The organism is Streptomyces sp. Je 1-332 (assembly GCF_040730185.1).
Taxonomy (GTDB): domain Bacteria; phylum Actinomycetota; class Actinomycetes; order Streptomycetales; family Streptomycetaceae; genus Streptomyces.
Window position 1 is genome coordinate 7289994 of record NZ_CP160402.1, and the last position, 26143, is coordinate 7316136.

A 26143-nucleotide genomic window follows, 5' to 3' on the forward strand; every position below is an offset into this window, starting at 1 on the left:
TTCTCGCATCAGGAAGTCGACAACCCCTGTGATGGCCACAAGAGTTGAAGCGAAAAGTACGTTCCTGTTACACGCGGGTCAAGGGATGAGGCAGGGACGCGCGGGGGTCTCTTTTCGGTGTCCTGACCGCCGATGCTTGACCTCAAGGAAACTTGAGGTTCTACGTTCTTCTCATGAGCATGGAAACGACAGCCTGGACCCAGCTGCACAGCGTCTTGAACGCCGAGCAGGACCGCCGTCCCTTCGCCCGCGCCACCTTGCGCCGCATCGGCACCTTCGCCCGCCCGCACAAACGCCGCATCGTCTACTTCGTTCTCCTGAGCATCGTCACCGCGATGCTCGCGGTGGCGACCCCCCTGCTCGCGGGCAGCGTCGTGGACACGATCGTCTCGGACGGGGATTCCTCGCTCGTCGTCCGGTACGCCCTGCTCATCGCCGCGATCGCCGTCGCCGAGGCCGGCTTCGGTCTGCTCGGCCGCTGGCTGTCGGCGAACCTGGGGGAGGGGCTCATCCTCGACCTGCGGACGGCTGTCTTCGACCACGTGCAGCGCATGCCCGTCGCCTTCTTCACCCGCACCCGCACCGGTGCGCTCGTCAGCCGCCTCAACAACGATGTGATCGGCGCCCAGCGGGCGTTCAGCAACACGCTCTCCGGCGTCGTCGGCAATGTCGTCATGCTGCTCCTGACCCTGGCCATGATGCTGAGACTCTCCTGGGAGATCACGCTCCTCGCGCTCGTCCTGCTCCCCGTCTTCATCGTGCCCGCGCGCCGCATGGGCTCCCGGATGGCGAAGCTCCAGCGCGAGGCCGCGCACCACAACGCGGCGATGGGTACGCGCATGACCGAGCGCTTCTCCGCCCCGGGCGCCACGCTCATCAAGCTCTTCGGCCGGCCGGGCGCCGAGTCCCAGGAGTTCGCCACGCGGGCCGGCAGGGTGCGGGACATCGGTGTCCGCACGGCCATGGCGCAGTCCACGTTCGTCACCGCGCTCACGCTGGTCTCTGCGCTTGCCCTGGCCCTCGTCTACGGGCTCGGCGGCTACTTCGCCCTGAACGGCACCCTGGAGACGGGCGCGATCGTCTCCCTCGCCATGCTCCTGACCCGCCTCTACGCGCCGTTGACCTCCCTGGCGGGAGCGCGGGTCGAGGTCATGAGCGCGCTCGTCAGCTTCGAGCGCGTCTTCGAGGTGCTCGACCTGAAGCCGCTGATCGACGAGAAGCCGGACGCACGCGAGGTGCCGTCGGGCCCGGTGGCGGTGGAGTTCGACGACGTCCGCTTCGGCTACCCGGCCGCCGACAAGGTGTCCCTTGCCTCCCTCGAAGAGGTCGCGTCCCTCGACACCCGGGGCGGCGAAGAAGTCCTGCACGGACTCTCGTTCCGCGCCGAGCCCGGCCAGACCGTGGCGCTCGTCGGATCGTCCGGCGCGGGCAAGTCGACGATCGCGCAACTGCTTCCCCGGCTGTACGACACAGATGGCGGGGCCGTGCGCATCGGCGGGGTCGACGTCCGTGACCTCTCCGCGACGTCCATGCGCCAGACCCTCGGCATGGTCACCCAGGACGGTCACCTCTTCCACGAGTCGGTCCGCGCCAACCTGCTGCTCGCCCGCCCCGAAGCCACCGAGGACGACCTGTGGGACGTTCTGCGCAGGGCCCGCCTCGAAGACCTCGTGCGCTCCCTGCCCGACGGCCTCGACACCGTCGTCGGCGAGCGTGGCTACCGCCTCTCCGGCGGTGAGCGCCAGCGGATGACCATCGCCCGGCTGCTGCTCGCCCAGCAGCGGGTGGTCATCCTCGACGAGGCCACGGCGCACCTCGACAACACCTCCGAGGCCGCGGTCCAGGAGGCGCTCGCCGAGGCTCTGGAGGGCCGCACCGCGATCGTCATCGCGCACCGGCTCTCGACGGTGCGGTCGGCCGACCAGATCCTTGTCGTCGAGGCCGGGCGGATCGTGGAGCGCGGCACACACGAGGAACTGCTCGCGGTGGAGGGCAGGTACGCGGAGCTGTACCGCACGCAGTTCGCAGGGAAGACGGGGAAGGAATCGGAGCAGGAGCAGGCGGCTGTGGCGGCGGTGTAGGCCTCACAGCGACTGACCGCGGCGCAACCTCACGCCGAGGGCTCCCACACGAATCCGTCCGGGTCGGTGAAGGTTCCCGCGTCGCCGCCGATCGTGAGCCGGTGAGACCCGCTGCCCTCCGCGGGGACACCGGCGACCTTCGCGAGGCCGCGACGACCGTAGAGCGAGAGTTTGACGGGACCGGACGAACCGTCGAACTCGACGTACTTGCTGCCGAAGCTCTTCGCCACCGTGAGGCCGCGTTCGACGTAGAACCGCTTCGTCGCGGCCATGTCGGAGACGCCCAGCAGCAGAACGATCTCGTCGATCTGCCGGCTGTCCGGACCGGTGTCCTTCTTCGACGAGCTCGCGAGCTGCCAGATGGTCCCGTCGGGGGCCTGTACGACGCCGCCGTAACCCCACATGGACTTCTTGGCGGGCTTCAGCTCCGTGGCCCCGGCCTCCAGGGCGGCGCCGAACAGGCCGTTGACGATGGACGGCTGCGAGACCACGAGCGACACCGTGAACCCGCGGAAGCCGGACGACTCCGCGTCCGAGCCCCGCAGCCGTACCTGCTTGCCCAGGCCGAAGGCGTCCGCGTAGAAGCGCTCGGCGGCCGTGGGGTCGGCCACCTCAAGGGTGATGCAATCGATGGAAGTCATGGAACTCACGCTAGGCGCGGGCCGGTGACCGGCGCTTCTCGAATCCTGACCGTTGACGAGGGGGCGTCACGCGGACCGGCGATTCCCCTGGTCGTCGCAGGGCAGGTCGCCGGCCTCGTTGTGAGCGAGGAAGTCGCGGTTGGCCTGTCTCTCGACCTCGGTGATCGCGGTCGGTTTGACGTCGATGATGCCGCCGAAGCGCCGGTCGACGTCTCGGATGATGCACAGCGTCGCCGTCAGGAGCGCGGTGATCACGGTGAGGACGATGAGCTGGCCCCGGTTGTTCCTGCGGGGCAGGCACACGGCGAGGGCCACGACGGTGATGGTGAGGGTGGCGAGCAGGAACCAGAAGATGGCGCCGGGGATGCTGGCGGTGGCCTGCGTGAGGCGCTCCTCGCGCTCGTCGGAGCGCTTGTTGTCGGCGCTGATCAGCATGCCGAAGACGGGCTTGCCCTCCAGGGTGCGAAACGAGCGGCGCATGTCGGTCGACCACACGCTGGGCGCGGCCGACCCGTCCCCGTCGGCCATGGCGGGCCATTCCTGGGTGCGGACGGCGCGGGCGTAGCAGACGGCGTCCGCCTGCACCCGCTGCCGCTCCGCCGCCGGAGCGTAGTCGGCGATCTCGGTGAGCTGGTCCAGCGCGCGGGCCTCCCCGCGGGAGGCGACCTCGGCCTTGCCGTAGGAGCCGGAGGCGGTGACCAGGACGAAGGCCAGCAGCAGAACGGTCAGCGTCAGCAGCGGCCCGACGAGGTCCTTGACGGCCATACCGGAGTCGTCGTCGGCCATCAGCCGGGGCCGCAGGAACCGGTTCGCCGCGAGCCCGGCGAGCAGAGCCACTACGGCGACGACGATGACAAGGACCACGGCGACCTCCTGAAAAGACGAAGGACCCCGCCGTCGCGGGGTTCCTTCGTGATCATGACCGGCCCGGGTCACATCCCAAGCGCGGAGAGACCCGCGCCCTTCGAACGAGCGAATGGCTTCCGCCGTTGAGCGGGGCCACCTGGGGTGTTGCGCCGATGAGTGCACCTGGTGCATGATTCGCGCGCCTGACGGAGGGGGCGGACGGGTGTCTGGATCCAAGTGGCTTGTGCTGGACGCCTGACGTGGACGAGGCAGTGATGACGGCGCTCGTCGCCGCGGGGGCCGCGATCGCCGGCGGAGCACTGACCGGTGTGTTCACTCTTGCCGCCGCCAGGCGCCAGGCCGCGGCCGCCTGGGCGGCAGGGGAGCGGCAGGCGGCCGCTGCCTGGGAGGCCGGACGGCAACAGGCAGCCGCTGCCTGGGACGCGGGTCAACTCCAGTCCACAGCCCAGCTCGACGTGGCCCGCCGTACGCTCGCCGAACAGACGCTGGTGAACCAGCGGGCGGTCCGGCGGGCGGCGTACGTGAAGTTTCTGGGCCGCACCGACAGCGCCCAACTGGCGTTGTCCGCTTGGCAGAGCGCCATCGGTACGGCGGACGAGACGCCGCGGCGGGGGGAGTACGACTCGGCGATGGGTGCGGTGGGGGAGGCGCTCAATGTCGTACGTCTGGAAGGGCCGCAGTCCGTGACGGCGGCGGCGGAGACGCTGCGTACCTCGCTCGCCACCACTGCGCCCGGCACCCAACACCCCGTGGCACAAGAGGCGTTCCTGGATGCGGCCCGCAGGGCACTTACGCCTGTGTAGGCCGTGCCGGCCGTTACGATCCGCAGAGCGGACATGAAGGGGGCCTGGTGCAGCTGAAGGTGTCGCACGAGAACGTGCGCGAGGAGATATCCGTCGTGCGGGTCGACAGCGACGGCCAGGGTGGCGTGCTCAACCTCGATACCGCGCCCGAACTGAGGGCGGTGCTGGTGGAGTCGGCCCAAGAGGGGCGGCTGCTCATGGTCGTCGACCTCACCGAGGTGAACGAGATCGACGGTACCGGCTTGGGCGTGCTGGTCGGCGGGCTGAAGCGGGTGCACTTCAAAGGGGGAACGCTCTCGCTGGTCGTCACCAGCGAGAGGGTGCGCGCCGCTCTGTCCAAGACCGGCCTGACCAAGGTCTTCCGCATCCATGACACGGTGGCGAGCGCGCTCGCGACGCTCGCCACCGAATACGCGGACGAAAGCATCGAGCAGCGACGCGCGGCCATCGAGGAACGGGCTCGCACACGAGGCGCGGCCACCGAGGAACGGGCTCGCGAACGGCCCGTAGTCGAGCAGGGCATCATCGAATCGGGTGCCCACACGTACGAACACCTCTCCGAGGACATCACGGTGGTGCGAGTCGCGGCCGGCGAGTTGGACGGTTCCACGGTGCCGCCCTTGCGCAAGCTGCTGTTCGACCTTGTGAACCACGGAAGGTTCCACTTGGTCGTGGACCTGACTGCCGTCGATCACCTCGGCTCCATCGGGGTCGGTGCGCTGGTCGGTGCCCTGAAGCGAATCCGCGCCCACGACGGCGGATTGGCCGTGGTCGCGCGGGAGGAGAGAGTCCTGAAGATGTTCCGGATCTCCGGGCTGACCAAAGTGTTCCCCATATTCGGCACCGTGTTCCCAGCCATCGAGTACCTCGGCCGAAACGCGCCCAAGGCGCATGTCTGACAGCGAGGTCAGCGAGGTCCGACACCGCACCGCCGCCCAATGGGACCCCCTACGTCTGGGAGTTCAACCCGCGCCGGGCCCGGACGAGACCGTCGACCTGCCGCTGACGGAGTACCTCACGCGTCCGCATGACGAGACTCTGCGGCAGCGGCTGGCACGCACGGCGGCCACGGACGACGCGGCCTTCGTCCTGTTGGTCGGCCGTTCCGCGAGCGGCAAGACCCGTGCCGTCTATGAGGCGGTAGCGGCAGTCCTGCCCGACTGGCCCGTGGTGCACCCGGCGGACGCGGACGAAGTGGCCGCGTGGATCGAGGCGTCGCGCATCGGCCCGCGCACCGTGCTGTGGCTGGACGAGGCCCAGAGGTATCTGAGCGGCGGCCCAGGCGAGCGTGCCGCCAGGGCGCTGGGCCGACTGCTCGACCAGGTCGCGCCGCTCGCCGTGGTGGGCACCATGTGGCCGGAACACCTGAGGCGACTGACACAGGGCCGAAAGGACAGCGGGGACGAGTCGCCGCACACCCGGGCGCTGTTGACGGGACGCCACTCGAAGATCACGGTGCCGGACACGCTGTCCGGTGGTTCCCCGGCCGTCGCCGCTGCGGCGGCCCGCGACCCGCGCCTGGCCGCCGCCGTACGGGCCGCCGGAGCCGGTAACCGTGTGCTTCAACATCTCACTGGAGGGCCGGAGTTGGTCCGCAACTGGGAGATGGGCCCCGGGCAGTGGTATTCCGAGTCCGAGCACGCCGTACTGACGGCGGCCGTCGAAGCGCGCAGGCTCGGCCACGCGAGTGCGGTACCGGCCCGTCTGCTGATGGAGGTCGCCGCGGGGTTCATGGACGCCACCGCCCGCGCGACCGCCGGCAAGGAGTGGTTCCCGGCAGCCATCAGCGCGCTGACCACTCCGGCAGGCGGTCCGGTGCCGCTGATCGCGGAGCGGTACGCGAGCGATGTCGGCGACCCCGACAGCTACCGGCCGGACGACTACCTCGAGCAGCACATACGCCGGGTCAGAGCGCATCGGGCGCCACCGGCCGGGTTCTGGACCGGTGCGGCCCACGCCAGGACCGCCGATGACCTCTACGCCCTCGGAGGCGCCGCCGAGCTGCGGCGCCGCTACAGCTGTGCCGCCGTGCTGTACAAAGGCGCCGTCGACAAGGGGCACAGCAGGGCCCGGGCCGTCTGGGCCGTACTGCGGGAGACCACGGACGGGACGGCCGCCGCCGAGGAGACGGCTGCCACGGATCCCCTCGCCTGGGCGGCCCTCGCAGTGTCACGGGAGTCCGAGGTAAAAGGCTCCGCCGCCTACGAGGCCTACCGTCGCGCGGCCGAGGCAGGCGATGTGTGGGCCTGGTCGGCCATGGCCCGGATCCGTGAGGAGGAGGGGGACCCGGCCGCCGCGGACGACGTTGCCGCCCTGGCGGCGGCATCGGGGCAGGCGCTGGCCTGGCGGACGCTCGGCCGCATGCGCGCGGCCCACGGCCCGGCGGCGGCCAAGGCGTTCGCGCAGGCCGTGATGGCCGGCGACGGGTGGGGTCACATGGGCCTCGCGCAGGTTGCCGAAAGCGACGGGGACCTCGCTTCGGCGGTGGAGCACGCCACCCGGGCGGCCGATGCGGGCGTCACCGCGGCCTGGGCGCGTCTGGTACGGCTGCACTGGTCGCTCGGTGATCACGCGTCAGCCGTGGCGGCGGCCACGGGCGGCGCGGACGTGGGCACCCCCGAGGGTTGGTCGCTGCTGGCTCAACTGCGCAACGAGGCGAATGACGTGTCGGGAGCGGCCGCCGCTCATCGCGCGGCGGCCGCCCTGGGCTTCGGCGCGGCCTGGCGCGAACTGGCTCTGCTCGCCGACTCGGACGGCGACAGCGTCGCCGCAGAGGAGGCGGCGGGGCAATCGGCGCGCATCGGCGACCCGGATGCCTGGACCGCGCTGGCCGAGGCCCGCGCGGAGCGCGGATTCGACGCGGGCGCCGCGCGTGCCGCGGCGGAGGCGGCCCGTGCTGGTGACGTGGAGGCCTGGATCACGCTGGCGCGCGGCCGGGAACGCGCCGGGAACGCCGAGGGTGCGGAGCTCGCCGCCGACCTCGCCGCCGAACGCGGCTCCCCCGCGGCTTGGGCTGCGCTGTCCCGGATGCGGGAGCGGGCGGGGGACCGGGACGGGTCCCGGCGAGCGGTGCTCCGGGCCGACGCTCTCGGCGCCTCCGACGCCTGGACCGCACTGGGCCGCGTGCGCGAGGAACTGGGAGACACCGCGGCCGCCGAACGCGCCTACATCCGAGGCTGCACGGCCGGCGACACGGAGGCGCACGCCTTGCTCGGCGCCCTGTACCTGGAACAGGGGCGTTCGCACGAGGCCTGTGCCGCCTACCGGTCGGCCGTGGACGCGGGACTGGCCGACGCGTGGGAAGGTTTACTGTCGGCGCTGGCGGCCCAGGCGCCCCGCGCGACTTCCGCGCAGACGGTGCGCCGACTGCGCACGACGGGACTGTCGGCGGAGGGGTGAGAGTCCGGCCCGGCCGCCGTCGCACCGTTCACCAAAACCAGGCTGTCACGCGCTCGCACCGGTGCGGGCAAAGAGGCAGAACAGGTGGCCCGCTGGGTCGCACAGGACGCGTACATCGGCCTGAGGTTGGAAGTCCGCCACGGTCGCCCCCAGAGCAACGGCCTGCTCGACGGCTGCTGACAGATCGTTCACCTCGATGTCCAGATGCATCATCATCTGCTGCTCCGACCGTGTGGAAGGCCACTGCGGACGTGCGAAGAGTGACTCCGTCTGGAACGACAGTCCAGCGCTGCCGTCCGGCGCCGCGATCTCGACCCAGCCCGGTTCTTCCTTCCGCACCGGCCACCCGAGAAGGTCCTGGTAGAACCGCGCCAGCTCATGGGCGTTCGGCGCGTCAAGAGTGGTCGCGACCAACGTGAAACGCGGTGGGGGCTTCATGCGGTGCTGTTACCCGGTTCCGCTGGCAACAGACCTGAGCCGCAGCGAGCGCGAAAGGGGTGGAGCGCCTCAGTTGTTGGAGGTGCGCCCTCGGTCAGAGGCTGAGGGCGCGTTCGCTGCCGCGGCGGCCTCGGCCTTGGCGTCGCTCACCGCGGCGTCGGCTTGCTTCGCGGCCTCGTCGGCGGCCGCGGCAGCATCGAGTGAAGGCGGTGGTTCTGCCTCGAGCTCCGCGGTCCGGTCTGTGTCCGAGGTGTCACCAGGGCCGGCGGCGTTGGCGTTCTCGGATTGCGCGGCCTTGGGCAGGCCCGTGGAAGACTGGTCGCCGAACGCGCTGGTGACGGTGCGAACGGCCTCGGTCAGCTCCCCTGGGATCACCCAGAACGTGTTGTTGTCGCTCTTGGCCAGGTGCGGAAGCGTCTCAAGGTATTTGTAGGCGAGGATCTTCGGGTCGGCGTTGTTGCGGTGGACGGCCTGGAAGACCCGCTCCACTGCCTTTGCCTCGCCGTCCGCCCGCAGAATCATGGCTTGCTGAGTGCCCTGTGCTTCGAGGATGTCCTTCTGCTTCGTACCTTCCGCAGTGAGGATCTTGGCTTGCCGTTCCCCTTCGGCGTGCAGGATGGCCGCGCGCTTGTCACGCTCGGCCCGCATCTGCTTCTCCATCGCCTCTTTGATGGTGTTCGGCGGATCGATGGCTTTGATCTCGACTCGGTTCACCCGGATTCCCCACTTTCCGGTGGCATCGTCGAGGACCGTGCGGAGCCGGGCGTTGATCTCCTCGCGTGAGGTGAGGGTGCCCTCGAGGTCCATGCTGCCGATGACGTTGCGCAGCGTGGTCACCGTGAGCTGATCGATCGCCTGGAGGTAATCAGCGACTTCGTACGCTGCCGCCCGCGGATCGGTCACCTGGTAGTAGAGCACCGTGTCGATGTTCACCACGAGGTTGTCCTCGGTGATCACCGGCTTGGGTTCGGACGAGTACACCTGCTCGCGCACGTCGAGTTTGGTGTTGATGCGGTCTGCCACCGGCATGACGAGATTCAGGCCGGGTTGCAGCGTCCGGCGATAGCGGCCGAACCTCTCGATGTTGTAGCGGCGTGCCTGCGGGACGATCCGCACAGTGGAGGCCACGAGGAAGACGACGACAAGCGCCGCCACGAGAATCAGAATGACAACCGGACCCATACTGCCTCCGATGTTCTGTCTTCAGCCGATCATGGAAGGAGCTCGCGAGCCGATCATGGAAGGAGCTCGCGGGGGTAGACAACAGCTATCGCGCCTTCGATCTCCATCACATCCACCAGCGCTCCCACAGGGATCACATGGCTTTCGTCGAGAGCGCGGGCGGACCATGGTTCGCCGGAGAGTTTGATCAGTCCGCGGGTCGCGGTGACTTCCTGCATCACCTCGGCCCGCTTGCCGATCAGTGCGTCGCTGCCCTCGTTGGTGAGGGGCGTCTGTGCCATGTGCCGCAGGGCCACAGGGCGGACAAGGAGGAGGCCCGCGGCCGCGGCCGCTGCGAGCGCCAGGAGCTGGCCGAAAACGCCGATGCCCAAGCCGGCGACCACGGCGGCAACCAAAGCGGCACCCGCCAGCAGCCCGAAAACCAGCGTCAGGGTGAAAAACTCCACGGCACCTAGCGCCGCGGCGGCGAACAACCACAGGAACCACGGCATCGAATTGGGCCTCTCTAACGGGGCTTATCCACCAATCTACCTCGAAGGAAGAGCGGAGACAGGCTCCCCGGCAAGGCCGTCACCGACCGCGAGGAGGAGATCCTCAAGCTCGTTGCCGGGGGCCACACCTCACAGGAGATCGCCGACGCGATGCCATCCGAGTCGGCCTCATCGAACCCTGACCGCCGAAGCCCGGTCGGCGGTCCAGCAGTCCCAATGGACGTCTGTCCCCGAACACGCGACTCGTTGTAGGGTAGGAAAACAGCCCTTGACCTGCAAAAATGCGGGCAGGGAGCCAAATGGTGGGAGTGCCTCATGATGCGCACCATGTTCAAGTCCAAGATCCACCGTGCCACGGTGACCCAGGCGGACCTGCACTACGTGGGATCCGTGACCATCGACGCCGACCTTCTCGACGCCGCCGACCTGCTGCCCGGCGAGCTCGTGCACATCGTCGACATCACCAACGGCGCCCGTCTGGAGACCTACACCATCGAGGGCGAGCGCGGCAGTGGCGTCATCGGGATCAACGGCGCGGCCGCGCACCTCGTGCACCCCGGCGACAGGGTGATCATCATCAGCTACGCCCAGGTCGACGACGCCGAGGCGCGCACTCTGCGGCCCAAGGTCGTGCACGTCGAAGGTGAGAACAACCGCGTCGTGGCCCTCGGCGACGACGCGGCGGCGCCGGTGCCGGGCGCCGACGACATGGCCCGCAGCCCGCACGCGGTGCGAGACCTTCAGGAGAGCCGATGAGCAGTGGGATCGAGATGCGCGACGACCGGGCGCGCGGCGTCATCGAGGCGCGGGCGGACGGTGAAGTCGTCGGCCAGATCGTCTACTTCACGCTTGACGCACCCGAGTCCGCCCTCGTGCCCGTGCACACCGAAGTGGTGCCCGCGCACGAGGGTGAGGGCATCGCGGGATCGCTGGCCAGGGAGCTCTACGCGATGGCGGCGCGGGAAGGCGTGGCCGTCGCGCCCCTGTGCCCGTACGTGGTGAAGTGGGCCGGGCGGCATCCCGATGAGGCGCCCGTAGCCTCCGGCGAGTTGGTCAGTGCCGCGCTGGCCAAGGTGAAGTCGGACCCGGCCGCATGGTGAGCGCGACACTCGCCCTGCTGCACACATCGCCCGTGCACGTCCCCGTCTTCGAGCGGCTGCGGGACGAGGACCACCCGGGACTCGACCTGCGCCATCTCGTCCATGAGGACCTGCTCGCGCGGGCCCGCGTCGAGGGTCCCGACGCGGTGGCCGACGACATCCAGGAACTTCTGGAGCAGGCCGTCGACGAGGGGGCCGACCTCGTCCTGTGCACCTGCTCGACCATCGGCGCCGTCACCGAGGCCCGCGCCGCTGCCGTCGGCGTGCCCCTCGTGCGGGTCGACCGGCCCATGGCGGCCGCCGCCGTGGCCGCGGGGCGGTCCGTGGCCGTCGTCGCCACGCTGGAGAGCACCCTGGCGCCGACCCGCGCCCTGGTCGAGGAGGAGGCGGCCCGCGCCGGGCGGCCCGTCGACGTCACGACGGTCCTCGTGGCGGGCGCCTGGCAGCGGTTCGAGGCCGGCGACAGGGAAGGCCACGTACGCCTGATCGCGGAGGCCGTCGACGCCCTGGAAGGCGTCGACTCCGTCGTCCTCGCCCAGGCGTCCATGGCGGACGCGGCGGACCGCGCCACCCTCCCCGTACCGGTCATCTCCAGCCCGCGCCCTGGGCTGCGTGCGGCCGTTCTCCGGTGTGGGGAGGAGAGCAAGTCGTAGGGTTGCAGCGGGAGTTGAGTGACCTATCGGCTCCCGCGTACCCCTTCGACCGCACACTTCACAGGAGCGGACATGGCGCAGCAGGACGAAGAGGCCGTGATCAGTCCTACGGGCTGGGTGGCCAAGCAGGCCCGCCTGTACGAGGAGTCGGGCGGCACGAAGGGCACCGGGGTGCAGGGTGTTCCCTGCCTGCTGCTCGACTACCGCGGACGGCGCACGGGGCAGTTGCGCCGCACCGTCCTGATCTACGGCCGCGATGGCGACGACTACCTCATCGTGGCCTCGAACGGCGGAGCCGACGAGCACCCGCTGTGGTACCGCAACCTCCTCGACGAGCCCGACGTACGGTTGCGCGTGGGCACCGAGGAGCGGTTCGCCGCCCGCGCCGAGACCCTGTCGCCCGAGGACAAGGCCAGGGTCTGGCCGGGCCTCGTCGAGATCTTCGCCCCCTACGCGGACTACCAGGCCAAGACGGATCGCGACATCCCCGTAGTGCGGCTCAGGCGCACCGGGAACTGAGGTCCGAGGGCTCAAGGACGCGTGGACTCGGCAGGCGTGGGCACGCGAGGCGGGAGAGAGTGGACACGACCGATCTCCGACCCCGATGGAGGAGACATGACCGTCCCGTACCCCGACCCCACGCCACCCAGGCCGATCCCCGACCCGGGCGGACCCAACCCGATGCCGGACCCCGAGCGCCCCACACCGGGCCCGGGCCCCGGCCCCGTGCCGCGGCCCACGCCGGACCCGCCGCCGACCCCGCTCCCGCCGCCGGGACCTGAGCCCGAGACCGAGCCCAAGCCGGTCTGACGGCGGGGGAGACGGACGGGCAGGGAGACGGGACAGGCCCAGGCCTGCCGCAGGCCGCGGCAGGCCTGGGCCTGTACCTACTGGCAGGCCCTTCAGGCCCTAGGCCTGGACCTCCGAGCGGTCCCCGCCCCACAGCGTGTGGAACGACCCCTCGCGGTCCGTACGCCGATAGGTGTGCGCCCCGAAGTAGTCCCGCTGCCCCTGCGTGAGCGCGGCCGGCAGCCGGTCCGCGCGCAGCGCGTCGTAGTAGGCGAGGGCCGCCGAGAAGCCCGGCGTGGGGACCCCCTGCTGGGTGGCCGCGACCAGCACCGCCCGCCAGTCGTCCTGGGCCGCACCGATCTCCTGCGCGAACGTCTTGTCCGAGAGCAGGCTCGGCAGATCCGCGCGTGCGTCGTACGCGGCGCGGATTCGGTCAAGGAAGGCGGCCCGGATGATGCAGCCGCCGCGCCAGATGGCGGCGACCGCGCCCAGGTCGATGTCCCAGCCGTACTCCTCGCTGCCCGCGGCGACCTCGTGGAAGCCCTGCGTGTACGACACGATCTTCGACGCGTACAGCGCCTGCTCGACCTGGTCGGCGAACGCCGCGGCCTCCGACTCGGTCAGTGTCCGGGCCTTCGGGCCCGCCAAGTCCCTTGACACGGCCCGCAGTTCGGAGTGGCCCGACAGGGACCTCGCGAACACGGCCTCCGCGATGCCCGACACCGGAACGCCCAGGTCGAGGGCGATCTGCACGGTCCAGCGGCCGGTGCCCTTCTGCTCGGCCTGATCCTGGACCACGTCGACGAACGGCTCGCCCGTCGCGGCGTCCACGTGCTTGAGGACCTCCGCCGTGATCTCGATCAGGTAGGAATCGAGACGGCCGGTGTTCCAGGTGCGGAAGATGTCCGCGATCTGCGCGGGGGAGTAGCCCGCCACATCGCGCAGCAGCTGATAGGCCTCGGCGATCAGCTGCATGTCCGCGTACTCGATGCCGTTGTGCACCATCTTCACGAAGTGCCCCGCGCCGTCCGGGCCGACATGCGTGACGCACGGCGATCCGTCCTTCGCCTTCGCGGAGATCTTCTCCAGCATCGGACCGAGCGAGGCGTACGACTCCTCGGAGCCGCCCGGCATGATGCTCGGGCCGAGCAGCGACCCCTCCTCGCCGCCCGATACGCCGGTGCCGACGAAGTGGATGTCCTGTTCGCGCAGTTCACGCTCGCGGCGCCGGGTGTCCGCGAAGTGCGCGTTGCCGCCGTCGATGATCATGTCGCCCGGCTCCATGAGCGGCGCGAACTCCTTGATCACGGCGTCCGTGGGCTCGCCCGCCTTCACCATGACGACGAGGCGGCGCGGGCGCTCCAGGGCCGCGACGAACTCCTTGGCGGTCTCGGTGGCGATGAAATCGCCCTCGTCGCCGAACTCCTCGACCAAGGCGTGGGTCTTGGCCGCCGTGCGGTTGTGCAGGGCGACGGTGTAGCCGTTGCGTGCGAAGTTCCGGGCCAGATTGCGCCCCATGACCGCGAGGCCGGTGACACCGATCTGGGCTGACGTGCTGCTCATGCCGTGGCTCCTGGAGGTGGAAGTGCCGCCTGTGTTCGCCAGTATTGCCCCGCGGCGTAGCGTGACATTCCGACACTGTGTCCGACGAAGGAGCCGCCCGTGCCCCATTTCGACATGCCGCTCGACGAACTGCGCCGCTACCGCCCCGACGTGACCGAGCCCGAGGACTTCGACGCGTTCTGGGAGAAGACCCTTTCGGCCGCACGCGAACACGACCTGGACGCCCGCTTCGTTCCCGTCGACGCGCACCTGAGCACGGTCGACGTCTTCGACGTGACGTTCGCGGGGTTCGGCGGCCACCCCGTCAAGGGCTGGCTGAAACTGCCCGCGGGGACGACCGAGCCGCTCCCCGTCGTCGTCGAGTACATCGGCTACGGCGGCGGCCGCGCCTTGCCGCATGAGCGCCTGCTGTGGTCGGCCGCGGGCTTCGCGCACTTCGTGATGGACACCCGGGGGCAGGGCGGCGGAGGTTCGGCGGGCGACACCCCCGACCCGGTCGGCAGCGGGCCCGCCTACCCCGGCTACATGACGCGCGGCATCGAGGACCCGCACGAGTACTATTACCGGCGCGTCTTCACCGACGCCGTACGGGCCGTCGAGGCGGCCCGCACGCATCCGCTGGTGGACTCCTCGCGCGTCGCGGCGGTCGGCGGCAGCCAGGGCGGCGGGATCACGCTCGCCGTCGGCGGACTCGTCCACGACCTGGCGGCGATCGCGCCCGACGTGCCGTTCCTGTGCGACTTCCCGCGTGCCACGACCCTCACCGACCGGCCGCCCTACCGGGAGATCGCGCTCTACATGAAGGCGAAGCGCGGCGTCGAGGAGAGCGTCTTCCGTACGCTCTCCTACTTCGACGGGGTGCACTTCGCGGCGCGAGGCACGGCGCCCGCGCTCTTCTCGACGGCCCTGGAGGACATGACGTGCCCGCCGTCCACCGTGTTCGCCGCGCACAACGCCTACGCGGGATCGGAACGTTCGATGGAGGTCTACTCCTTCAATGATCATGAGGGCGGCGGCCCCTACCAGCAGAGTGTCCAACTCCAGTGGATCCCGAAGCACTTGAAGCGCTGACGAGTCGGGCGCCCCCTCGGTCGCGCACTCTTGTCACGGCTCGGTCGGACCGGCTAACTTGCCGCCTTGTCGTGTGTCCGACGTGACTGTGAAGTGTGTGACTGAGGGAGCTCCCATGGCCTTACGCGGGCGGCACCGCCGGTATCAGCCGAACCGGATCAACCGTGCGTCGCTGACCGTCACGGCGGGCGGCGCCGGGATGGCGCTGCCGCTTATGGGCACGGGCACGGCGGAGGCGGCGGACGTCGACACCTGGAACAAGGTCGCGGCCTGCGAGTCCACCAACAACTGGAGCATCAACTCCGGCAACGGCTACTACGGCGGCCTGCAGTTCAAGCAGTCCACGTGGGAGGCGTACGGCGGCACGGCCTACGCCCCGCGCGCCGACCGCGCCACCAAGGACCAGCAGATAGCCGTCGCCGAGAAGGTCCTCAAGGCACAGGGGCCGCAGGCCTGGCCGGTCTGCTCGCAGCGGGCGGGCCTGACCCGGGGCGGTGACGCGCCCGACATCACGCCGATGAGCGCGCCCAAGAAGACAGCGCCCAAGGCCCCCCAGCGCGAGGTCAAGGACGTCAAGCCGGAAGTGACCCCGCAGTCCACCGCGGGCCGCGGCCAGATGTACACGGTCGTGCGCGGTGACACGCTCTCCCAGATCGCCGACGAGCGCCGGGTGAACGGCGGCTGGCAGCAGCTGTACGAGGCCAACCGCTCGACGATCGGCGGCGACCCCGACCTGATCACGCCGGGCCAGCGGCTCGCGCTGCAGGCCTCGCAGAAGAAGGCGGGAAAACCGCAGGCCGCGCCCGAGCAGCGCACGGAGCCGAAGCAGCGGGCCGAGCCGAAGCAGCGTGCGGAGCCGAAGCAGCGTGCGGAGCCGAAGCCGAAGCCGAAGCCCAAGGCCGAGAAGGCCGAGCCGAACAAGGCGAAGCCCGCACAGGCCGGGCAGGGCTTCGCCGCGCCCGTGGCCGCGTCGCCGAGCACCCCCTACCGTGCGGCGGGCGGCTCCTGGTCGAAGGGCTACCACACAGGGGTCGACTTCGCCGTGGCCACCGGCACCTCCGTGAAGGCCGTCGCGGCGGGCACGGTCGTCTCGTCCGGCTGGGGCGGCTCGTACGGCTACGAAGTGGTGATCCGGCACGCCGACGGCAAGTACTCCCAGTACGGCCATCTCTCGGCGCTCACCGTCAAGGCGGGGCAGAAGGTGGGCGCGGGGCAGCGCATCGCGCGCTCGGGGTCGACGGGCAACAGCACGGGCCCGCATCTGCACTTCGAGATCCGGACGGGCCCCGGCTTCGGCTCCGACGTCGATCCGCTCGCGTACCTGCGGGCCGGCGGCGTCCGGATCTGACCGCGGAAGAGCGCAAGAACCGAAGCTCCTGGGGAATCCCCAGGAGCTTCAGGACGAGCCGCGAGCGGTGTCAGCCATCAGGAGCCGATGCGTTCACGGCCGTGGCCATGGCGGAACAACACCCGCCGGTGCGGCCCGGCAGCGGGCTGGGTGGGCAGTGCGGGCAGCTCGTGCGCCCGCGCCTCGGGCTCCACGGCCTCCGTCGCCGCGGGGCCGCCCTTGGCCACCGGCACCGTCGACGCCGCGGCACCCTGCGCCGCGCCGATCCGCTCCGTGGTCAGCAGGATCAGACCGCCCGCCGCGACCACTCCGAAGCCCAGAGCCACGGCCGTGCCCGCCGAGCCGTAGCGGAACGATTCGCCGAAGAGCGTGAGGCCCACCGCGGCAGCCACGACCGGGTTCACGACCGTCACCGTCGACAGCGGAGCCGCCAGGCCCGCCCCGCGGTACGAGGCCTGCGAGATCAGCACTCCGGCCGACGCGAGGACCGCGATCACGGCGAGGCTCGGCAGCTGATGCGTCAGGGGCTCGCTCGCCTCCCAGTCCACCGCCACCGTCTTGGTGAACACCGAGGCGATACCGAAGGCGACGCCTGCCGCACTGGCGAGCAGCACGCTGCGCACCACCGGATGACGGTGCACCGCGTGCGCCACGACCATGAGCGCCACCACGGCGCCCGCCGTCACCAGAGCGACCATGACCCGCTCGGCGTCGTTCAGGGACTGCGCGTCGGCCGACTGCGTCAGCGAGAGCAGCCCGGCGAGACCCACGGTCGCCATGATCGCGCCGCGCCAGGCGGTGGCCCCTGCCTTGCGGCGCACGAAGAGGGCGGCCATCGGCAGGGCGAAGACGATGGTCAGGGCGCCCAGCGGCTGCACCACGCTCAGCGGCCCGTACGCCAGCGCCACCACGTGGAGCAGCGCGCCGAGGCCGTTCAGCGCGATCGCGACCCACCAGACGCCGCGGCGCAGCGGTGCGTACCGCCGCTCCGGCGTGCTGACGGCGACGCGCTCCTGCAGAATGGCCCCGCCCGCGTACGCCACGGCGGAGACGAGGGAGAGCAGCACGGCGACCGTGAGGGCACTCATGAGGTGCTCCACGGCTTGCGTTGCGCCCCCTGGCGGGCCCGGGGCGTCCGGCGCGGCGAACGGTCGGCTTCCATACTCACTACGATCTCGCGGATTTCGCTCCACGTCGTCGTACCTCAGCAGGCATTGGGTCCTACTACCGATGGAGTACGACCCGGGAGATGTCCTCCCCCGGGTGGGTTACGCCGCGGTTCGGTGGATCATCCAGAATCTCGAAAATCTTTGCGCCCACGACCCGCCGCGCACCCTTTTCACGCCGCTGTAAGGGGCGGGAGCGTAGGGGGATAGGGCCTCTGACCTGGTCTTATGTGACGCACGCCGGTATTCTTGACGTCCGTGGAAAGGGGGCCGGATGGGCTCTGGGCCGAGGAGCGGGCCCACCAGGCCGGAGCTGGCCCACGAGGCCGGAGCGGGCCCACGAGGCCGGGGCGGACATCCGCTTCCACCACCCGCCGCCCCACCGCCGCGTCAGCTGCCTCTCCCTGATCGACCTGCGCCGCATGCGCGACGCCTAGGCTCTGCTCTCGTGACCACCCCACTCGACCTGACCGAAGTCGGCTCCGTCGGCGGATTCTTCGCCCTGCGCACGGGGGCGCCGCCCGGCGGCGCCCACGTGACGTCCCTGGCAAGGGTGTACGCGGGAGAGAGCGGGGCCCTCGCGTTCCGCGTCGACAAGGTCGCCGCCCGGCTCGGAGCGCCGGACGCGCGCATCGCGGTGTCCGTGGCGCAGTTGGGGCTCGCGGCGCGGCTGTGGTCGGTGGCGCTCGGGTCGGCGGCGCTGTACGGCGTGGTGCCCGACCTCGATCCGGGTCTGCTGCACTGGGACGCGGACGGCAGCTCACCCGACGACCTGTGGCTGACGGACGTGCGGACTCGGCCGGGCGACGCCGCGAACATCCGGGACATCGTGCAGCACGGCCATCTGGCGCCCCTGGCCGACGCCTTGCGCGCCCGCCACCGGATCTCGGCGCCGCTCCTGTGGGGCAACGCGGGCTCCGCGCTCGCCGGAGCCGCACGTGAGCTGGACACCTGGGCCCGCCGCGGCGGACGTACCGGCGTGGGGGAGCGCGCATGGGCCCTGGCCGCCGAACTCTTCGACCACCCCGACCTGCGCGGCACCGGCACACGGACCGGCACCGCGTTCCGCCGCCGCAGTTGCTGCCTCTACTACCGCTGCCCGAACGGCGGTCTGTGCGGCGACTGTTGCTTCGACCGGCTGCCCCAGAGGACGGTGCGGGCCTCTTCCCCGCCGGGCGCTTCTGGGTGACCATGAGGGGGCGGGCGACCGACGGCTGGGGCGGACGGACGGGGGATTCTGCGTGCGAGTGGGACTGCTCACGCGGGAGTATCCGCCGGACGTCTACGGCGGCGCCGGAGTCCATGTCGAGTTCCTCGCACGGGAGTTAAAGGCCCTGGTAGACGTCGACGTGCACTGCTGGGGGAGCGGCGATTCCGCCCGCGGGCCCGTACGGCACCAGGCGTGGGAGGCCCTCGACGGCGCCAACGACGCCCTGCGCACCTTCTCCGTGGATCTGTCCATGGCCGCCGCCCTCACCGGATGCGACCTCGTCCACTCCCATACCTGGTACGCCAACCTCGCGGGCCACTTCGGCAAGCTCCTGCACGGCATCCCGCACGTCATGACCGCACACTCGCTGGAGCCGCTGCGCCCCTGGAAGGCCGAGCAGCTCGGCGGTGGATACGCCCTCTCCAGCTGGGCCGAGCGCACGGCAGTCGAGGCCGCCGACGCCGTGATCGCCGTATCGCGCGGCATGCGGGCCGACATCCTCGGCTGCTACCCCGGCATCGACCCGGCGAAGGTGCGCGTCGTCCACAACGGCATCGACACCGGCCTGTACCGCCCCGACCCCGGCACCGACGTTCTCGAACAGCTGGGAATCGACCCCGAGCGTCCCTATGTGCTGTTCGTCGGCCGCATCACCCGGCAGAAGGGCGTGCCCCATCTGCTGCGCGCCGCAAAGGAGTTGGACCCTTCCGCCCAGCTCGTACTCTGCGCCGGAGCCCCCGACACCCCACAGATCGACGCCGAGTTCCGCACCCTCTTCGAGGAACTGAGCCGTACCCGCGCGGGAGTCCACTGGATCCCGGAGATGCTGCCGCGCCCGCAGGTCATCCAGCTCCTCACGCACGCACGGGTATTCGTCTGCCCTTCCGTCTACGAACCGCTCGGCATCGTCAACCTGGAGGCGATGGCCTGCGGCACCCCGGTGGTGGCATCGGACGTCGGAGGCATCCCCGAGGTCGTCGACGACACACGTACGGGGCTCCTCGTCCCGTACGAGGAGAAGGAGCCGGCGGCCTTCGAGGCGCGGCTCGCGCAGGCCCTGAACGAACTGGTCACCGATCCGCGCACCGCGAGCCGTATGGGCGAGGCCGGACGCGACAGGGCCGTCAAAGAGTTCGGCTGGGACGCGGTCGCGCGACGCACGACCGATGTGTACGCGGAGTTACTCGAGTCCAAGTGATCCCAGTTAAGGGGGCGGCGCGATGCGCGGTGGACCTTCGGTGCTCGGAATCGTCCTGGCGGGCGGTGAGGGCAAACGCCTGCAGCCCCTCACGGCCGACCGGGCCAAACCAGCGGTCACGTTCGGCGGCACGTACCGCCTCGTCGACTTCGTCCTCTCCAATCTCGTCAACGGCGACATCCTGCGGATCTGCGTGCTCACCCAGTACAAGTCGCACTCCCTGGACCGCCACGTCACCACCACCTGGCGGATGTCGAGCCTCCTCGGCAACTACGTCACTCCGGTCCCCGCCCAGCAACGCCTGGGCCCGCGCTGGTACTCGGGCAGCGCGGACGCGATCCTGCAGTCCCTCAACCTCGTCCACGACGAACAGCCCGACTACATAGCGGTGTTCGGCGCGGACCACGTCTACCGCATGGACCCCCGGCAGATGCTCGGCCAGCACTTCGAGAGCGGCGCCGGGGTGACGGTGGCCGGCATCCGCGTGCCGCGCTCGGAGGCATCGTCCTTCGGCGTCATCACACCCGCACGTGACGGCCTGCGCGTCGACCGCTTCCTGGAGAAGCCCAGCGACCCACCGGGCCTGCCCGGATCGCCGAACGAGGTCTTCGCCTCCATGGGCAACTACGTCTTCACGACCAAGACCCTCGTCGACGCGCTCCAGCAGGACGCAGAGGACGCCAACTCCAAGCACGACATGGGCGGTTCGATCCTGCCCATGCTCACCGAGCGCGGCCTTGCCCAGGTGTACGACTTCGACGACAACCACGTGCCGGGGGAGACCGCGCGCGACCACGGGTACTGGCGTGACGTCGGCACGCTCGACGCGTACTACGAAGCGCACATGGACCTGATCTCCGACCAGCCGGTCTTCAACCTGGACAACCGGCGCTGGCCCATATACACCCACCCGGGCGGCCTGCCGCCCGCCAAGTTCTGCGCGGCGGGCATCGCCAGCGAGTCCATCGTCAGCCCCGGATGCGTCATCCGTGGGCAGGTCACACGCTCCGTGCTCTCGCCCGGCGTGACGATCGAGGACGGGGCGGTCGTGCAGGGGTCGGTCCTTCACGACAACGTCCGCGTGGGCAGGGGAGCGGTGGTGCGGGGCGCCGTCCTCGACAAGAACGTGGACGTCCCGCCCGGGGCGACGATCGGCGTCAACCCCGAGCGGGACGAAGAGCTCTACACGGTGTCCAAGGGCGGAGTGATCGCGCTGGGGAAGGGGCAGATCGTCCCCATGTAGCCCCCGGCGCAGACGGCGGGTGGGCCGGCTACAGCACCCGCCGTCTGCGCCCCAGCCACGTCTGCGCGATCACCACGAGCGCCAGGAAGGCGCCGCTGACCACCTGTTGGTAGGCGGAGTCGAGCGAGCCGATCTGGTTGATGACGTTCTGGATGACCTTCAGGAGCAGTACGCCGACGAGTGACCCGCTGATGAACCCGAACCCGCCGGTCAGCAGCGTGCCGCCGATGACGACCGCGGAGATCGCCTCCAGTTCCATGCCCGAGCCGAGGATGGTGACGCCGGAGACGAGCCAGGCCGCGTTGAGCGCTCCGGCCAGGCCCGCGCACAGGCCGGAGAGGGTGTAGACGGTGACCTTCGTGCGGGCCACCGGCGCGCCCATGAGGGCCGCCGCGTCCTCGTTGCCGCCGACCGCGTACACGTACTGGCCGAAGCGGCTGCGGCGCAGGACCACTGCGCCGGCGACGAAGAGGGCGAGGGTGATCCAGACCGGTGCCCCGATGCCGAGGACCTTGCCCTGGCCCAGTGTCGCGAAGAACGAGTCCTTGTCGACGAGGTAGGTCTTGGAGCCCTCGTCGGTGATGGAGAGCAGGATGCCGCGCGCACCCAGCATCGCTGCCAGCGTCACGATGAAGGGGGCAAGGCGTGAGCGGGCGATGAGCAGGCCGTTGACCAGGCCGATCAGTCCGCAGACGGCCAGGGGAAGGAGGAGGGCCACCGCTGTCCCGTACTGGGAACCCCAGGCCGCGAGGACCCCGCCGAGGGCGAAGAGCGAGCCCACGGAGAGGTCGATGCCCCCGGTGATGATCACGAACGTCATGCCGAGCGCCACGACCGCGAGGAACGCGGAGGACACCGCCATGTTCTCCAGGTTGTCGCCGGTCAGGAACGTGTCGAAGCTGAGCGACGCGACGATGACGGCGACCACCAGCGTGACCAGGGCGCCGTGCTGCTGGGCGAGTGCGCTGACGCGCTCGGAGCGGCTCGCGCCGGTCGGCTCGTCCTCTGGCTTCTTCATGGGCTTGGCCTCGGATAGGACGGTGCCGGTCACCGCTTGCCCCTCTCCCGTGCCGCGTAGACGGCGAGAACGATCACTACGGCCTGGGCGATCTGCGTCCAGGAAGGCGGCAGATCGTGCTTGATGAGCGTGGCGGTGAGCAGCTGGATCAGTACGGCGCCCGCGACGGTGCCGCCGATCCGTACGCGTCCGCCGCTGAGCGGGGTGCCGCCGACCACGACCGCCGTGATCGCGGACAGTTCCATCAGGTTGCCCAGTGACGTCGGGTCGCTCGCGGTGAGGCGGGCTGTCGCCAGGACGCCCGCGATGGCCGCCAGCGCTCCCGAGCAGACGTAGACCAGGATCAGGACGCGGCGTACGGGGAGTCCGGCGAGGCGGGCTGCGGGGCGGCTGTCGCCGATGGCGAGGAGCTGGCGGCCGAAGGTGGTGCGGCGGACGACGAAGGCGACCAGGAGTGCGAGTGCTGCCGCGATCAGGGCGAGGTAGGGGATGCCGAGGACGTCGCCCGAGCCGAGCGATGCCATCGTCGGGTCGCGTACGTCCTTGAGCTGGGGGAGGAGCACGAGGGCGAGGCCGCGGCCCGCGACCATCAACGCCAGTGTGGCGACGATGGGTTGGACGCCGATGAAGGCGATGAGGGAGCCGTTCGCGATGCCTATGGCTGCGCCGCCTATGACCGCCACGATCAGGGCGATCCACGTTCCGTAGCCGAGGTAGAGGGAGAGGAGGGACGTGGAGAGGGCCATCACCGAGCCCACGGAGAGGTCCACGCCCTCGCTGCCGATGGCCAGTGCCATGCCGAGGGCGACGATGAGGACCGGGGCTACCTGTACTGCCTGGGTGCGGAAGTTCTCGGCGGAGAGGAAGTGGGGGGTGAGGGCGATGTTGAGGAGGAGCAGGACGGCTACGCCTGCGTAGACGCCGTAGTTCTGGAGGAGGCGGAGGTATCGCTCGCGGTCTGCCGCTGAGCGGCCCAGGGCGAGGTCAGTCATGGGTGCTCCGGGTGTTTCGTATGCCTCGTGCGCTTCGAGTGCTCCGGGTCAGCTGTCGGGTGCGGGTCGCCTCTGGTCCGGTGGTGGGGCGGGGCCGCGCCGGTATGTCCGTCCTCGCTATCGTCCGGTAGCCGCACGGGTGCTGCGGCACCGGAGCGCCGCGAACCGTGCTCCGGGCAGACATACCGGCACGTCCCCTCAGGCCGGCTCGGCGGCCGCGGGACGTCGTGGGGTGGCGGTCACTCATCGGGGGCCCCGGTGGTTGCTATCGCTCGCATCAGGGCGTCCTCTGTGACTGTGGCGCCGGTGAGTTCTTCGATCACCGTGCCGTCCTTGAGGACGATGACTCGGTCTGAGCCTTCGATGAGTTCCTCCATGTCGGAGGAGATGAGGAGGACCGCAAGGCCGTCGTTGGCCAGTTCGTCTATGAGTTTTTGGACTTCTGCTTTTGCGCCGATGTCTATGCCCCGGGTGGGTTCGTCCAGGAGGAGGACCTTGGGGTTCATCGCGAGCCAGCGGGCCAGGAGGACCTTCTGCTGGTTGCCGCCCGAGAGTTCGCCCACCTTCTGGTGGGGGCCCGACGCCTTGATGCGCAGGCGTTTCATGAAGGTGTCCACGATGGAGTCGATCGCGGCCTCGTTCACCAGGCCGAGGCGGGACAGGCGGGGGAGCGCCGCGAGTGCGATGTTCTCGCGGACCGAGAGGCCGGGGACGATTCCCTCGGCCTTGCGGTCCTCGGGGAGGAGGCTGATCCCGGCTCGGATCGCGGCGGGCGGCGAGCCGGTGCGCACGGGTCGTCCGGCGATTCGTACGGTTCCGGAGTCCGGTTGCAGCGCTCCCGCTATCGCCTTCGCCGTCTCGCTGCGGCCCGAGCCGAGCAGGCCGCCCAGGCCCACGACCTCGCCCGGTCGGATCTCGACGGATACGTCGCGCAGATGGTGGCGCATCGTCAGGTCTGTTGCCTGTAGGACCGGTTGGGTGTCTGGAGCGTGGTCTCCGGAGAACTTGGTCACGCCCTCTTCGCGGACCTCACCGACCTCGCGGCCCAGCATGAGGGAGACCAGGCGCAGCCTGTCGAGTTCCGCGATGGGGCCCGTGTGCACCAGCTTGCCGTCGCGCAGGACGGTGACCGTGTCGCACACCTCGTAGAGCTCCTCCAGGCGGTGGCTGACGTAGATCACCGCGATGCCGCGGTCCCGCAGCATGCGGATCACGCCGAACAGGGTCTGGACCTCGCGGGGTTCGAGGGACGACGTCGGCTCGTCCATGATGACGACCTGCGCGTCTACCGATACCGCTCGGGCCAGCGCCACCATCTGCTGGGTCCCGACGCCGAGTTCACGGAGGGGGCGGCGTACGTCGACGCTGATGCCTAGCCGCTTGAGGGCCTCCTCCGCCTCGCGGTGCATGCGGCGGAAGTCTATGAGGCCCAGCCGGCCGCGTGGCTCGCGGCCGAGGAAGAGGTTGCGGGCCACGCTCATCAGGGGGACGAGGTTGACCTCCTGGTAGATGGTGGAGATGCCCGCGTGCTGGGCCTCGAGCGGGGTGGCGAAGGTGATGTGGCGGTTGTTGTACGTCAGCTCGCCCGTGTCCGGTGCGTACACGCCGGTGAGGACCTTGATGAGCGTGGACTTGCCCGCGCCGTTCTCGCCGATCAGGGCGTGCACCTCGCCGGCGCGCGCGGTGAAGTCGACCGAGTCGAGAGCGCGTACGCCGGGGAACGTCTTGGTGAGGGCCGACACCGAGAGGACGTCCGACATGTCAGTACGCCTTGCCGAGGTCCGCCTTGGCGTTGCTCTTCGTGTAGGCGCTGTCCTTGATGACGATGTCCTGCGAGACCTTCGTGCCCTTGGTGAAGGTGTCCAGGGTCTGGAAGGCGAGCGGGCCGAAGCGCGGGTTCGACTCGATGACGCCGTCGATCCAGCCGTCGACGATGCCCTGCACGGCGTTGCGCGTGCCGTCGACCGTCACGATCTTCACGTCACCGGCCTTCTTGCCCGCGCCCTTGAGGGCGTTGACGGCGCCGAGGCCCATCTCGTCGTTCTCGGCGTAGATCCCGGTGATGTCCGGCTTGGACTGGATGAGCTGCTCGGTGACCTGCTGGCCCTTCTCGCGGGCGAACTCACCTGTTTGTTTGAAGACGACCTTCAGGTTGGGCGCCTTCTCCTTGATGCGGTCCTCGAAGCCCTTGGTGCGTTCGGTGGTGACGTTGTTGCCCGCGGCGCCGAGCAGGATCGCGACCTTGCCCTTGCCGCCCGTCGACTTGATCATCTGGTCGGCGGCACGCTTGCCCTGCTCGACGAAGTCCGAGCCGATGAAGCTGACGTAGTCCTTGCAGGCCTTGGCGTTGATCTTGCGGTCGATGGTGACGATCGGGATGTGCTTGGCGGAGGCCGAGCGCAGCACCGGCTCCCAGCCGTCGGAGTTCAGCGGCGCGATCACCAGGAGGTCGGCGCCCTTGGCGATGAGGTCCTGGACGTCGCTGATCTGCTTGGAGAACTGCGACTGGGCGTTGGCGGTGAGCAGCTTGACGCCGCGCTTCTTCGCCTCGGCCTTGATGGAGGCCGTCTCCGCGATGCGGAAGGGGTTGGCCTCCTTCTCGGACTGCGAGAAGCCGACGGTGGCGCTCTTGAGGTCGAGCTTCTTGCCGCCGTAGGCGTCTATCGCGCAGGTCGGACCGCTGCCCTCGCTCGGCTCCGAGACGACCTGGCCCGAGTCGCCCTGGTCCTGTGACGCGGAGCCCTTGTCGCCGTCGTCCTCGGACTTGGCGCACCCGGTGGCGAGCGCGATGCTCGCTGCGATGCCGGCGGCGAGGAGGGTCCTGGCTGAGGTGCGGCTTCGGCGTGTGGTCGGCTTCATGGAGTCCCCAAAACGGCGCGGCCCCGGCGCT

25 protein-coding genes and 2 pseudogenes are annotated in these 26143 nt (G+C 70.1%); 16 read left to right on the forward strand and 11 right to left on the reverse strand.

The genetic code is table 11. The annotated features are described in order from the left end of the window. The first annotated feature begins 173 nt into the window (after positions 1–173). Positions 174–2081: an ABC transporter ATP-binding protein gene (locus tag ABXJ52_RS32760; protein ID WP_367047069.1), complete on the forward strand. Its 1908-nt coding sequence runs from the start codon at positions 174–176 to the stop codon at positions 2079–2081. Between the two features lie 29 nt (positions 2082–2110). Here ABXJ52_RS32760 and ABXJ52_RS32765 read toward each other — a convergent pair whose 3' ends face one another. Further along, positions 2111–2722, reverse strand: coding sequence for a glyoxalase (locus ABXJ52_RS32765; protein WP_367047071.1), 612 nt, complete (start codon positions 2720–2722; stop codon positions 2111–2113). A 66-nt stretch (positions 2723–2788) separates the two neighbouring features. Next, positions 2789–3586, reverse strand: coding sequence for a hypothetical protein (locus tag ABXJ52_RS32770; RefSeq protein WP_367047072.1), 798 nt, complete (start codon positions 3584–3586; stop codon positions 2789–2791). 242 nt (positions 3587–3828) lie between these two features. On the opposite strand from ABXJ52_RS32770, the gene ABXJ52_RS32775 reads away from it, so the two are divergent. From ABXJ52_RS32775 to ABXJ52_RS32790, 4 genes and pseudogenes are all read left to right on the forward strand, one after another. Next, positions 3829–4392 (forward strand): hypothetical protein, encoded by a 564-nt coding sequence (locus ABXJ52_RS32775; RefSeq protein ID WP_367047073.1) that lies wholly within the window; start codon positions 3829–3831, stop codon positions 4390–4392. 125 nt (positions 4393–4517) lie between these two features. Continuing rightward, positions 4518–4769 (forward strand): annotated as a pseudogene (locus ABXJ52_RS32780) (STAS domain-containing protein); the annotation flags it as partial. 147 nt (positions 4770–4916) lie between these two features. Next, the gene (locus ABXJ52_RS32785) at positions 4917–5291 is read left to right on the forward strand and encodes an STAS domain-containing protein (protein WP_367049439.1); all 375 of its coding nucleotides are present in this window, start codon (positions 4917–4919) and stop codon (positions 5289–5291) included. Next, entirely contained in the window at positions 5284–7791 is a 2508-nt protein-coding gene (locus ABXJ52_RS32790; RefSeq protein ID WP_367047075.1) for a hypothetical protein, read from the forward strand. The genes ABXJ52_RS32785 and ABXJ52_RS32790 overlap by 8 nt, the downstream gene beginning before the upstream one ends. A gap of 45 nt (positions 7792–7836) precedes the next feature. On the opposite strand, the gene ABXJ52_RS32795 is transcribed toward ABXJ52_RS32790, so the two are convergent. From ABXJ52_RS32795 to ABXJ52_RS32805, 3 genes are all read right to left on the reverse strand, one after another. Beyond that, a complete protein-coding gene (locus tag ABXJ52_RS32795; RefSeq protein ID WP_367047076.1) occupies positions 7837–8229 on the reverse strand; it encodes a VOC family protein in 393 nt (130 codons plus the stop codon). A gap of 69 nt (positions 8230–8298) precedes the next feature. Continuing rightward, on the reverse strand, positions 8299–9411 hold the full coding sequence (locus ABXJ52_RS32800; RefSeq protein ID WP_367047078.1) for an SPFH domain-containing protein: 1113 nt from the start codon (positions 9409–9411) through the stop codon (positions 8299–8301). 53 nt (positions 9412–9464) lie between these two features. Continuing rightward, positions 9465–9902: an NfeD family protein gene (locus ABXJ52_RS32805; protein WP_367047080.1), complete on the reverse strand. Its 438-nt coding sequence runs from the start codon at positions 9900–9902 to the stop codon at positions 9465–9467. Between the two features lie 63 nt (positions 9903–9965). Here ABXJ52_RS32805 and ABXJ52_RS32810 point away from each other — a divergent pair. From ABXJ52_RS32810 to ABXJ52_RS32835, 6 genes and pseudogenes are all read left to right on the forward strand, one after another. Next, positions 9966–10049: pseudogene (locus ABXJ52_RS32810) on the forward strand (DNA-binding response regulator); the annotation flags it as partial. 168 nt (positions 10050–10217) lie between these two features. Then, complete coding sequence (gene panD / locus ABXJ52_RS32815) at positions 10218–10658, forward strand: aspartate 1-decarboxylase (protein ID WP_367047082.1); 441 nt, start codon at positions 10218–10220, stop codon at positions 10656–10658. Next, entirely contained in the window at positions 10655–11002 is a 348-nt protein-coding gene (locus ABXJ52_RS32820; RefSeq protein WP_367047084.1) for a GNAT family N-acetyltransferase, read from the forward strand. Before panD ends, ABXJ52_RS32820 begins: the two co-directional genes overlap by 4 nt. Continuing rightward, positions 10996–11655, forward strand: coding sequence for an aspartate/glutamate racemase family protein (locus tag ABXJ52_RS32825; protein WP_367047086.1), 660 nt, complete (start codon positions 10996–10998; stop codon positions 11653–11655). The genes ABXJ52_RS32820 and ABXJ52_RS32825 overlap by 7 nt, the downstream gene beginning before the upstream one ends. Before the next feature lie 72 nt (positions 11656–11727). Next, the gene (locus ABXJ52_RS32830; RefSeq protein WP_367047088.1) at positions 11728–12174 is read left to right on the forward strand and encodes a nitroreductase family deazaflavin-dependent oxidoreductase; all 447 of its coding nucleotides are present in this window, start codon (positions 11728–11730) and stop codon (positions 12172–12174) included. A gap of 96 nt (positions 12175–12270) precedes the next feature. Beyond that, complete coding sequence (locus ABXJ52_RS32835) at positions 12271–12465, forward strand: hypothetical protein (RefSeq protein ID WP_367047089.1); 195 nt, start codon at positions 12271–12273, stop codon at positions 12463–12465. A 99-nt stretch (positions 12466–12564) separates the two neighbouring features. Here ABXJ52_RS32835 and gndA read toward each other — a convergent pair whose 3' ends face one another. Next, positions 12565–14007: an NADP-dependent phosphogluconate dehydrogenase gene (gene gndA / locus ABXJ52_RS32840; protein ID WP_367047091.1), complete on the reverse strand. Its 1443-nt coding sequence runs from the start codon at positions 14005–14007 to the stop codon at positions 12565–12567. A 99-nt stretch (positions 14008–14106) separates the two neighbouring features. On the opposite strand from gndA, the gene ABXJ52_RS32845 reads away from it, so the two are divergent. Together ABXJ52_RS32845 and ABXJ52_RS32850 are read left to right on the forward strand one after the other, a co-directional pair. Next, positions 14107–15078, forward strand: coding sequence for an acetylxylan esterase (locus ABXJ52_RS32845; RefSeq protein ID WP_367047092.1), 972 nt, complete (start codon positions 14107–14109; stop codon positions 15076–15078). A gap of 115 nt (positions 15079–15193) precedes the next feature. Next, the gene (locus ABXJ52_RS32850) at positions 15194–16426 is read left to right on the forward strand and encodes a transglycosylase family protein (RefSeq protein WP_367047094.1); all 1233 of its coding nucleotides are present in this window, start codon (positions 15194–15196) and stop codon (positions 16424–16426) included. A 77-nt stretch (positions 16427–16503) separates the two neighbouring features. On the opposite strand, the gene ABXJ52_RS32855 is transcribed toward ABXJ52_RS32850, so the two are convergent. Continuing rightward, complete coding sequence (locus ABXJ52_RS32855; protein ID WP_367047096.1) at positions 16504–17514, reverse strand: DMT family transporter; 1011 nt, start codon at positions 17512–17514, stop codon at positions 16504–16506. A 526-nt stretch (positions 17515–18040) separates the two neighbouring features. Here ABXJ52_RS32855 and ABXJ52_RS32860 point away from each other — a divergent pair. Genes ABXJ52_RS32860 through glgC form a run of 3 tightly spaced genes read left to right on the forward strand, consistent with a single transcriptional unit; the run spans position 18041 to position 21243 of the window. Further along, positions 18041–18781 carry a (2Fe-2S)-binding protein gene (locus tag ABXJ52_RS32860; protein ID WP_367047098.1) on the forward strand — a complete coding sequence of 247 codons (741 nt, stop codon included), beginning with the start codon at positions 18041–18043 and terminating at the stop codon, positions 18779–18781. 52 nt (positions 18782–18833) lie between these two features. Next, positions 18834–20000 carry a glycogen synthase gene (gene glgA / locus ABXJ52_RS32865; protein ID WP_367047100.1) on the forward strand — a complete coding sequence of 389 codons (1167 nt, stop codon included), beginning with the start codon at positions 18834–18836 and terminating at the stop codon, positions 19998–20000. 22 nt (positions 20001–20022) lie between these two features. After that, entirely contained in the window at positions 20023–21243 is a 1221-nt protein-coding gene (gene glgC / locus ABXJ52_RS32870; protein ID WP_367047102.1) for a glucose-1-phosphate adenylyltransferase, read from the forward strand. 28 nt (positions 21244–21271) lie between these two features. Here glgC and ABXJ52_RS32875 read toward each other — a convergent pair whose 3' ends face one another. The 4 genes from ABXJ52_RS32875 to ABXJ52_RS32890 all read right to left on the reverse strand — a co-directional run bounded on the left by ABXJ52_RS32875 (position 21272) and on the right by ABXJ52_RS32890 (position 26112). Beyond that, complete coding sequence (locus ABXJ52_RS32875) at positions 21272–22261, reverse strand: ABC transporter permease (RefSeq protein ID WP_367049440.1); 990 nt, start codon at positions 22259–22261, stop codon at positions 21272–21274. A 29-nt stretch (positions 22262–22290) separates the two neighbouring features. Then, positions 22291–23253 carry an ABC transporter permease gene (locus ABXJ52_RS32880; protein WP_367047104.1) on the reverse strand — a complete coding sequence of 321 codons (963 nt, stop codon included), beginning with the start codon at positions 23251–23253 and terminating at the stop codon, positions 22291–22293. Between the two features lie 239 nt (positions 23254–23492). Next, positions 23493–25013: a sugar ABC transporter ATP-binding protein gene (locus ABXJ52_RS32885; protein WP_367047106.1), complete on the reverse strand. Its 1521-nt coding sequence runs from the start codon at positions 25011–25013 to the stop codon at positions 23493–23495. Between the two features lies 1 nt (position 25014). Continuing rightward, entirely contained in the window at positions 25015–26112 is a 1098-nt protein-coding gene (locus ABXJ52_RS32890; protein ID WP_367047108.1) for an ABC transporter substrate-binding protein, read from the reverse strand. Positions 26113–26143 lie beyond the last annotated feature (31 nt).

Excerpts from the sequence above, each read along its gene's own strand:
- ABXJ52_RS32880 (WP_367047104.1), bottom strand. The coding sequence starts at position 23,253 with ATGACTGACCTCGCCCTGGGCCGCTCAGCGGCAGACCGCGAGCGATAC.
- ABXJ52_RS32790 (WP_367047075.1), top strand. The coding sequence starts at position 5,284 with ATGTCTGACAGCGAGGTCAGCGAGGTCCGACACCGCACCGCCGCCCAA.
- ABXJ52_RS32765 (WP_367047071.1), bottom strand. The coding sequence starts at position 2,722 with ATGACTTCCATCGATTGCATCACCCTTGAGGTGGCCGACCCCACGGCC.
- ABXJ52_RS32855 (WP_367047096.1), bottom strand. The coding sequence starts at position 17,514 with ATGAGTGCCCTCACGGTCGCCGTGCTGCTCTCCCTCGTCTCCGCCGTG.
- ABXJ52_RS32825 (WP_367047086.1), top strand. The coding sequence starts at position 10,996 with ATGGTGAGCGCGACACTCGCCCTGCTGCACACATCGCCCGTGCACGTC.
- ABXJ52_RS32795 (WP_367047076.1), bottom strand. The coding sequence starts at position 8,229 with ATGAAGCCCCCACCGCGTTTCACGTTGGTCGCGACCACTCTTGACGCG.
- ABXJ52_RS32820 (WP_367047084.1), top strand. The coding sequence starts at position 10,655 with ATGAGCAGTGGGATCGAGATGCGCGACGACCGGGCGCGCGGCGTCATC.
- ABXJ52_RS32805 (WP_367047080.1), bottom strand. The coding sequence starts at position 9,902 with ATGCCGTGGTTCCTGTGGTTGTTCGCCGCCGCGGCGCTAGGTGCCGTG.
- glgC (WP_367047102.1), top strand. The coding sequence starts at position 20,023 with ATGCGCGGTGGACCTTCGGTGCTCGGAATCGTCCTGGCGGGCGGTGAG.
- panD (WP_367047082.1), top strand. The coding sequence starts at position 10,218 with ATGATGCGCACCATGTTCAAGTCCAAGATCCACCGTGCCACGGTGACC.
- ABXJ52_RS32875 (WP_367049440.1), bottom strand. The coding sequence starts at position 22,261 with ATGAAGAAGCCAGAGGACGAGCCGACCGGCGCGAGCCGCTCCGAGCGC.
- ABXJ52_RS32800 (WP_367047078.1), bottom strand. The coding sequence starts at position 9,411 with ATGGGTCCGGTTGTCATTCTGATTCTCGTGGCGGCGCTTGTCGTCGTC.
- ABXJ52_RS32835 (WP_367047089.1), top strand. The coding sequence starts at position 12,271 with ATGACCGTCCCGTACCCCGACCCCACGCCACCCAGGCCGATCCCCGAC.
- ABXJ52_RS32830 (WP_367047088.1), top strand. The coding sequence starts at position 11,728 with ATGGCGCAGCAGGACGAAGAGGCCGTGATCAGTCCTACGGGCTGGGTG.
- ABXJ52_RS32850 (WP_367047094.1), top strand. The coding sequence starts at position 15,194 with ATGGCCTTACGCGGGCGGCACCGCCGGTATCAGCCGAACCGGATCAAC.
- ABXJ52_RS32885 (WP_367047106.1), bottom strand. The coding sequence starts at position 25,013 with ATGTCGGACGTCCTCTCGGTGTCGGCCCTCACCAAGACGTTCCCCGGC.
- ABXJ52_RS32760 (WP_367047069.1), top strand. The coding sequence starts at position 174 with ATGAGCATGGAAACGACAGCCTGGACCCAGCTGCACAGCGTCTTGAAC.
- gndA (WP_367047091.1), bottom strand. The coding sequence starts at position 14,007 with ATGAGCAGCACGTCAGCCCAGATCGGTGTCACCGGCCTCGCGGTCATG.
- ABXJ52_RS32890 (WP_367047108.1), bottom strand. The coding sequence starts at position 26,112 with ATGAAGCCGACCACACGCCGAAGCCGCACCTCAGCCAGGACCCTCCTC.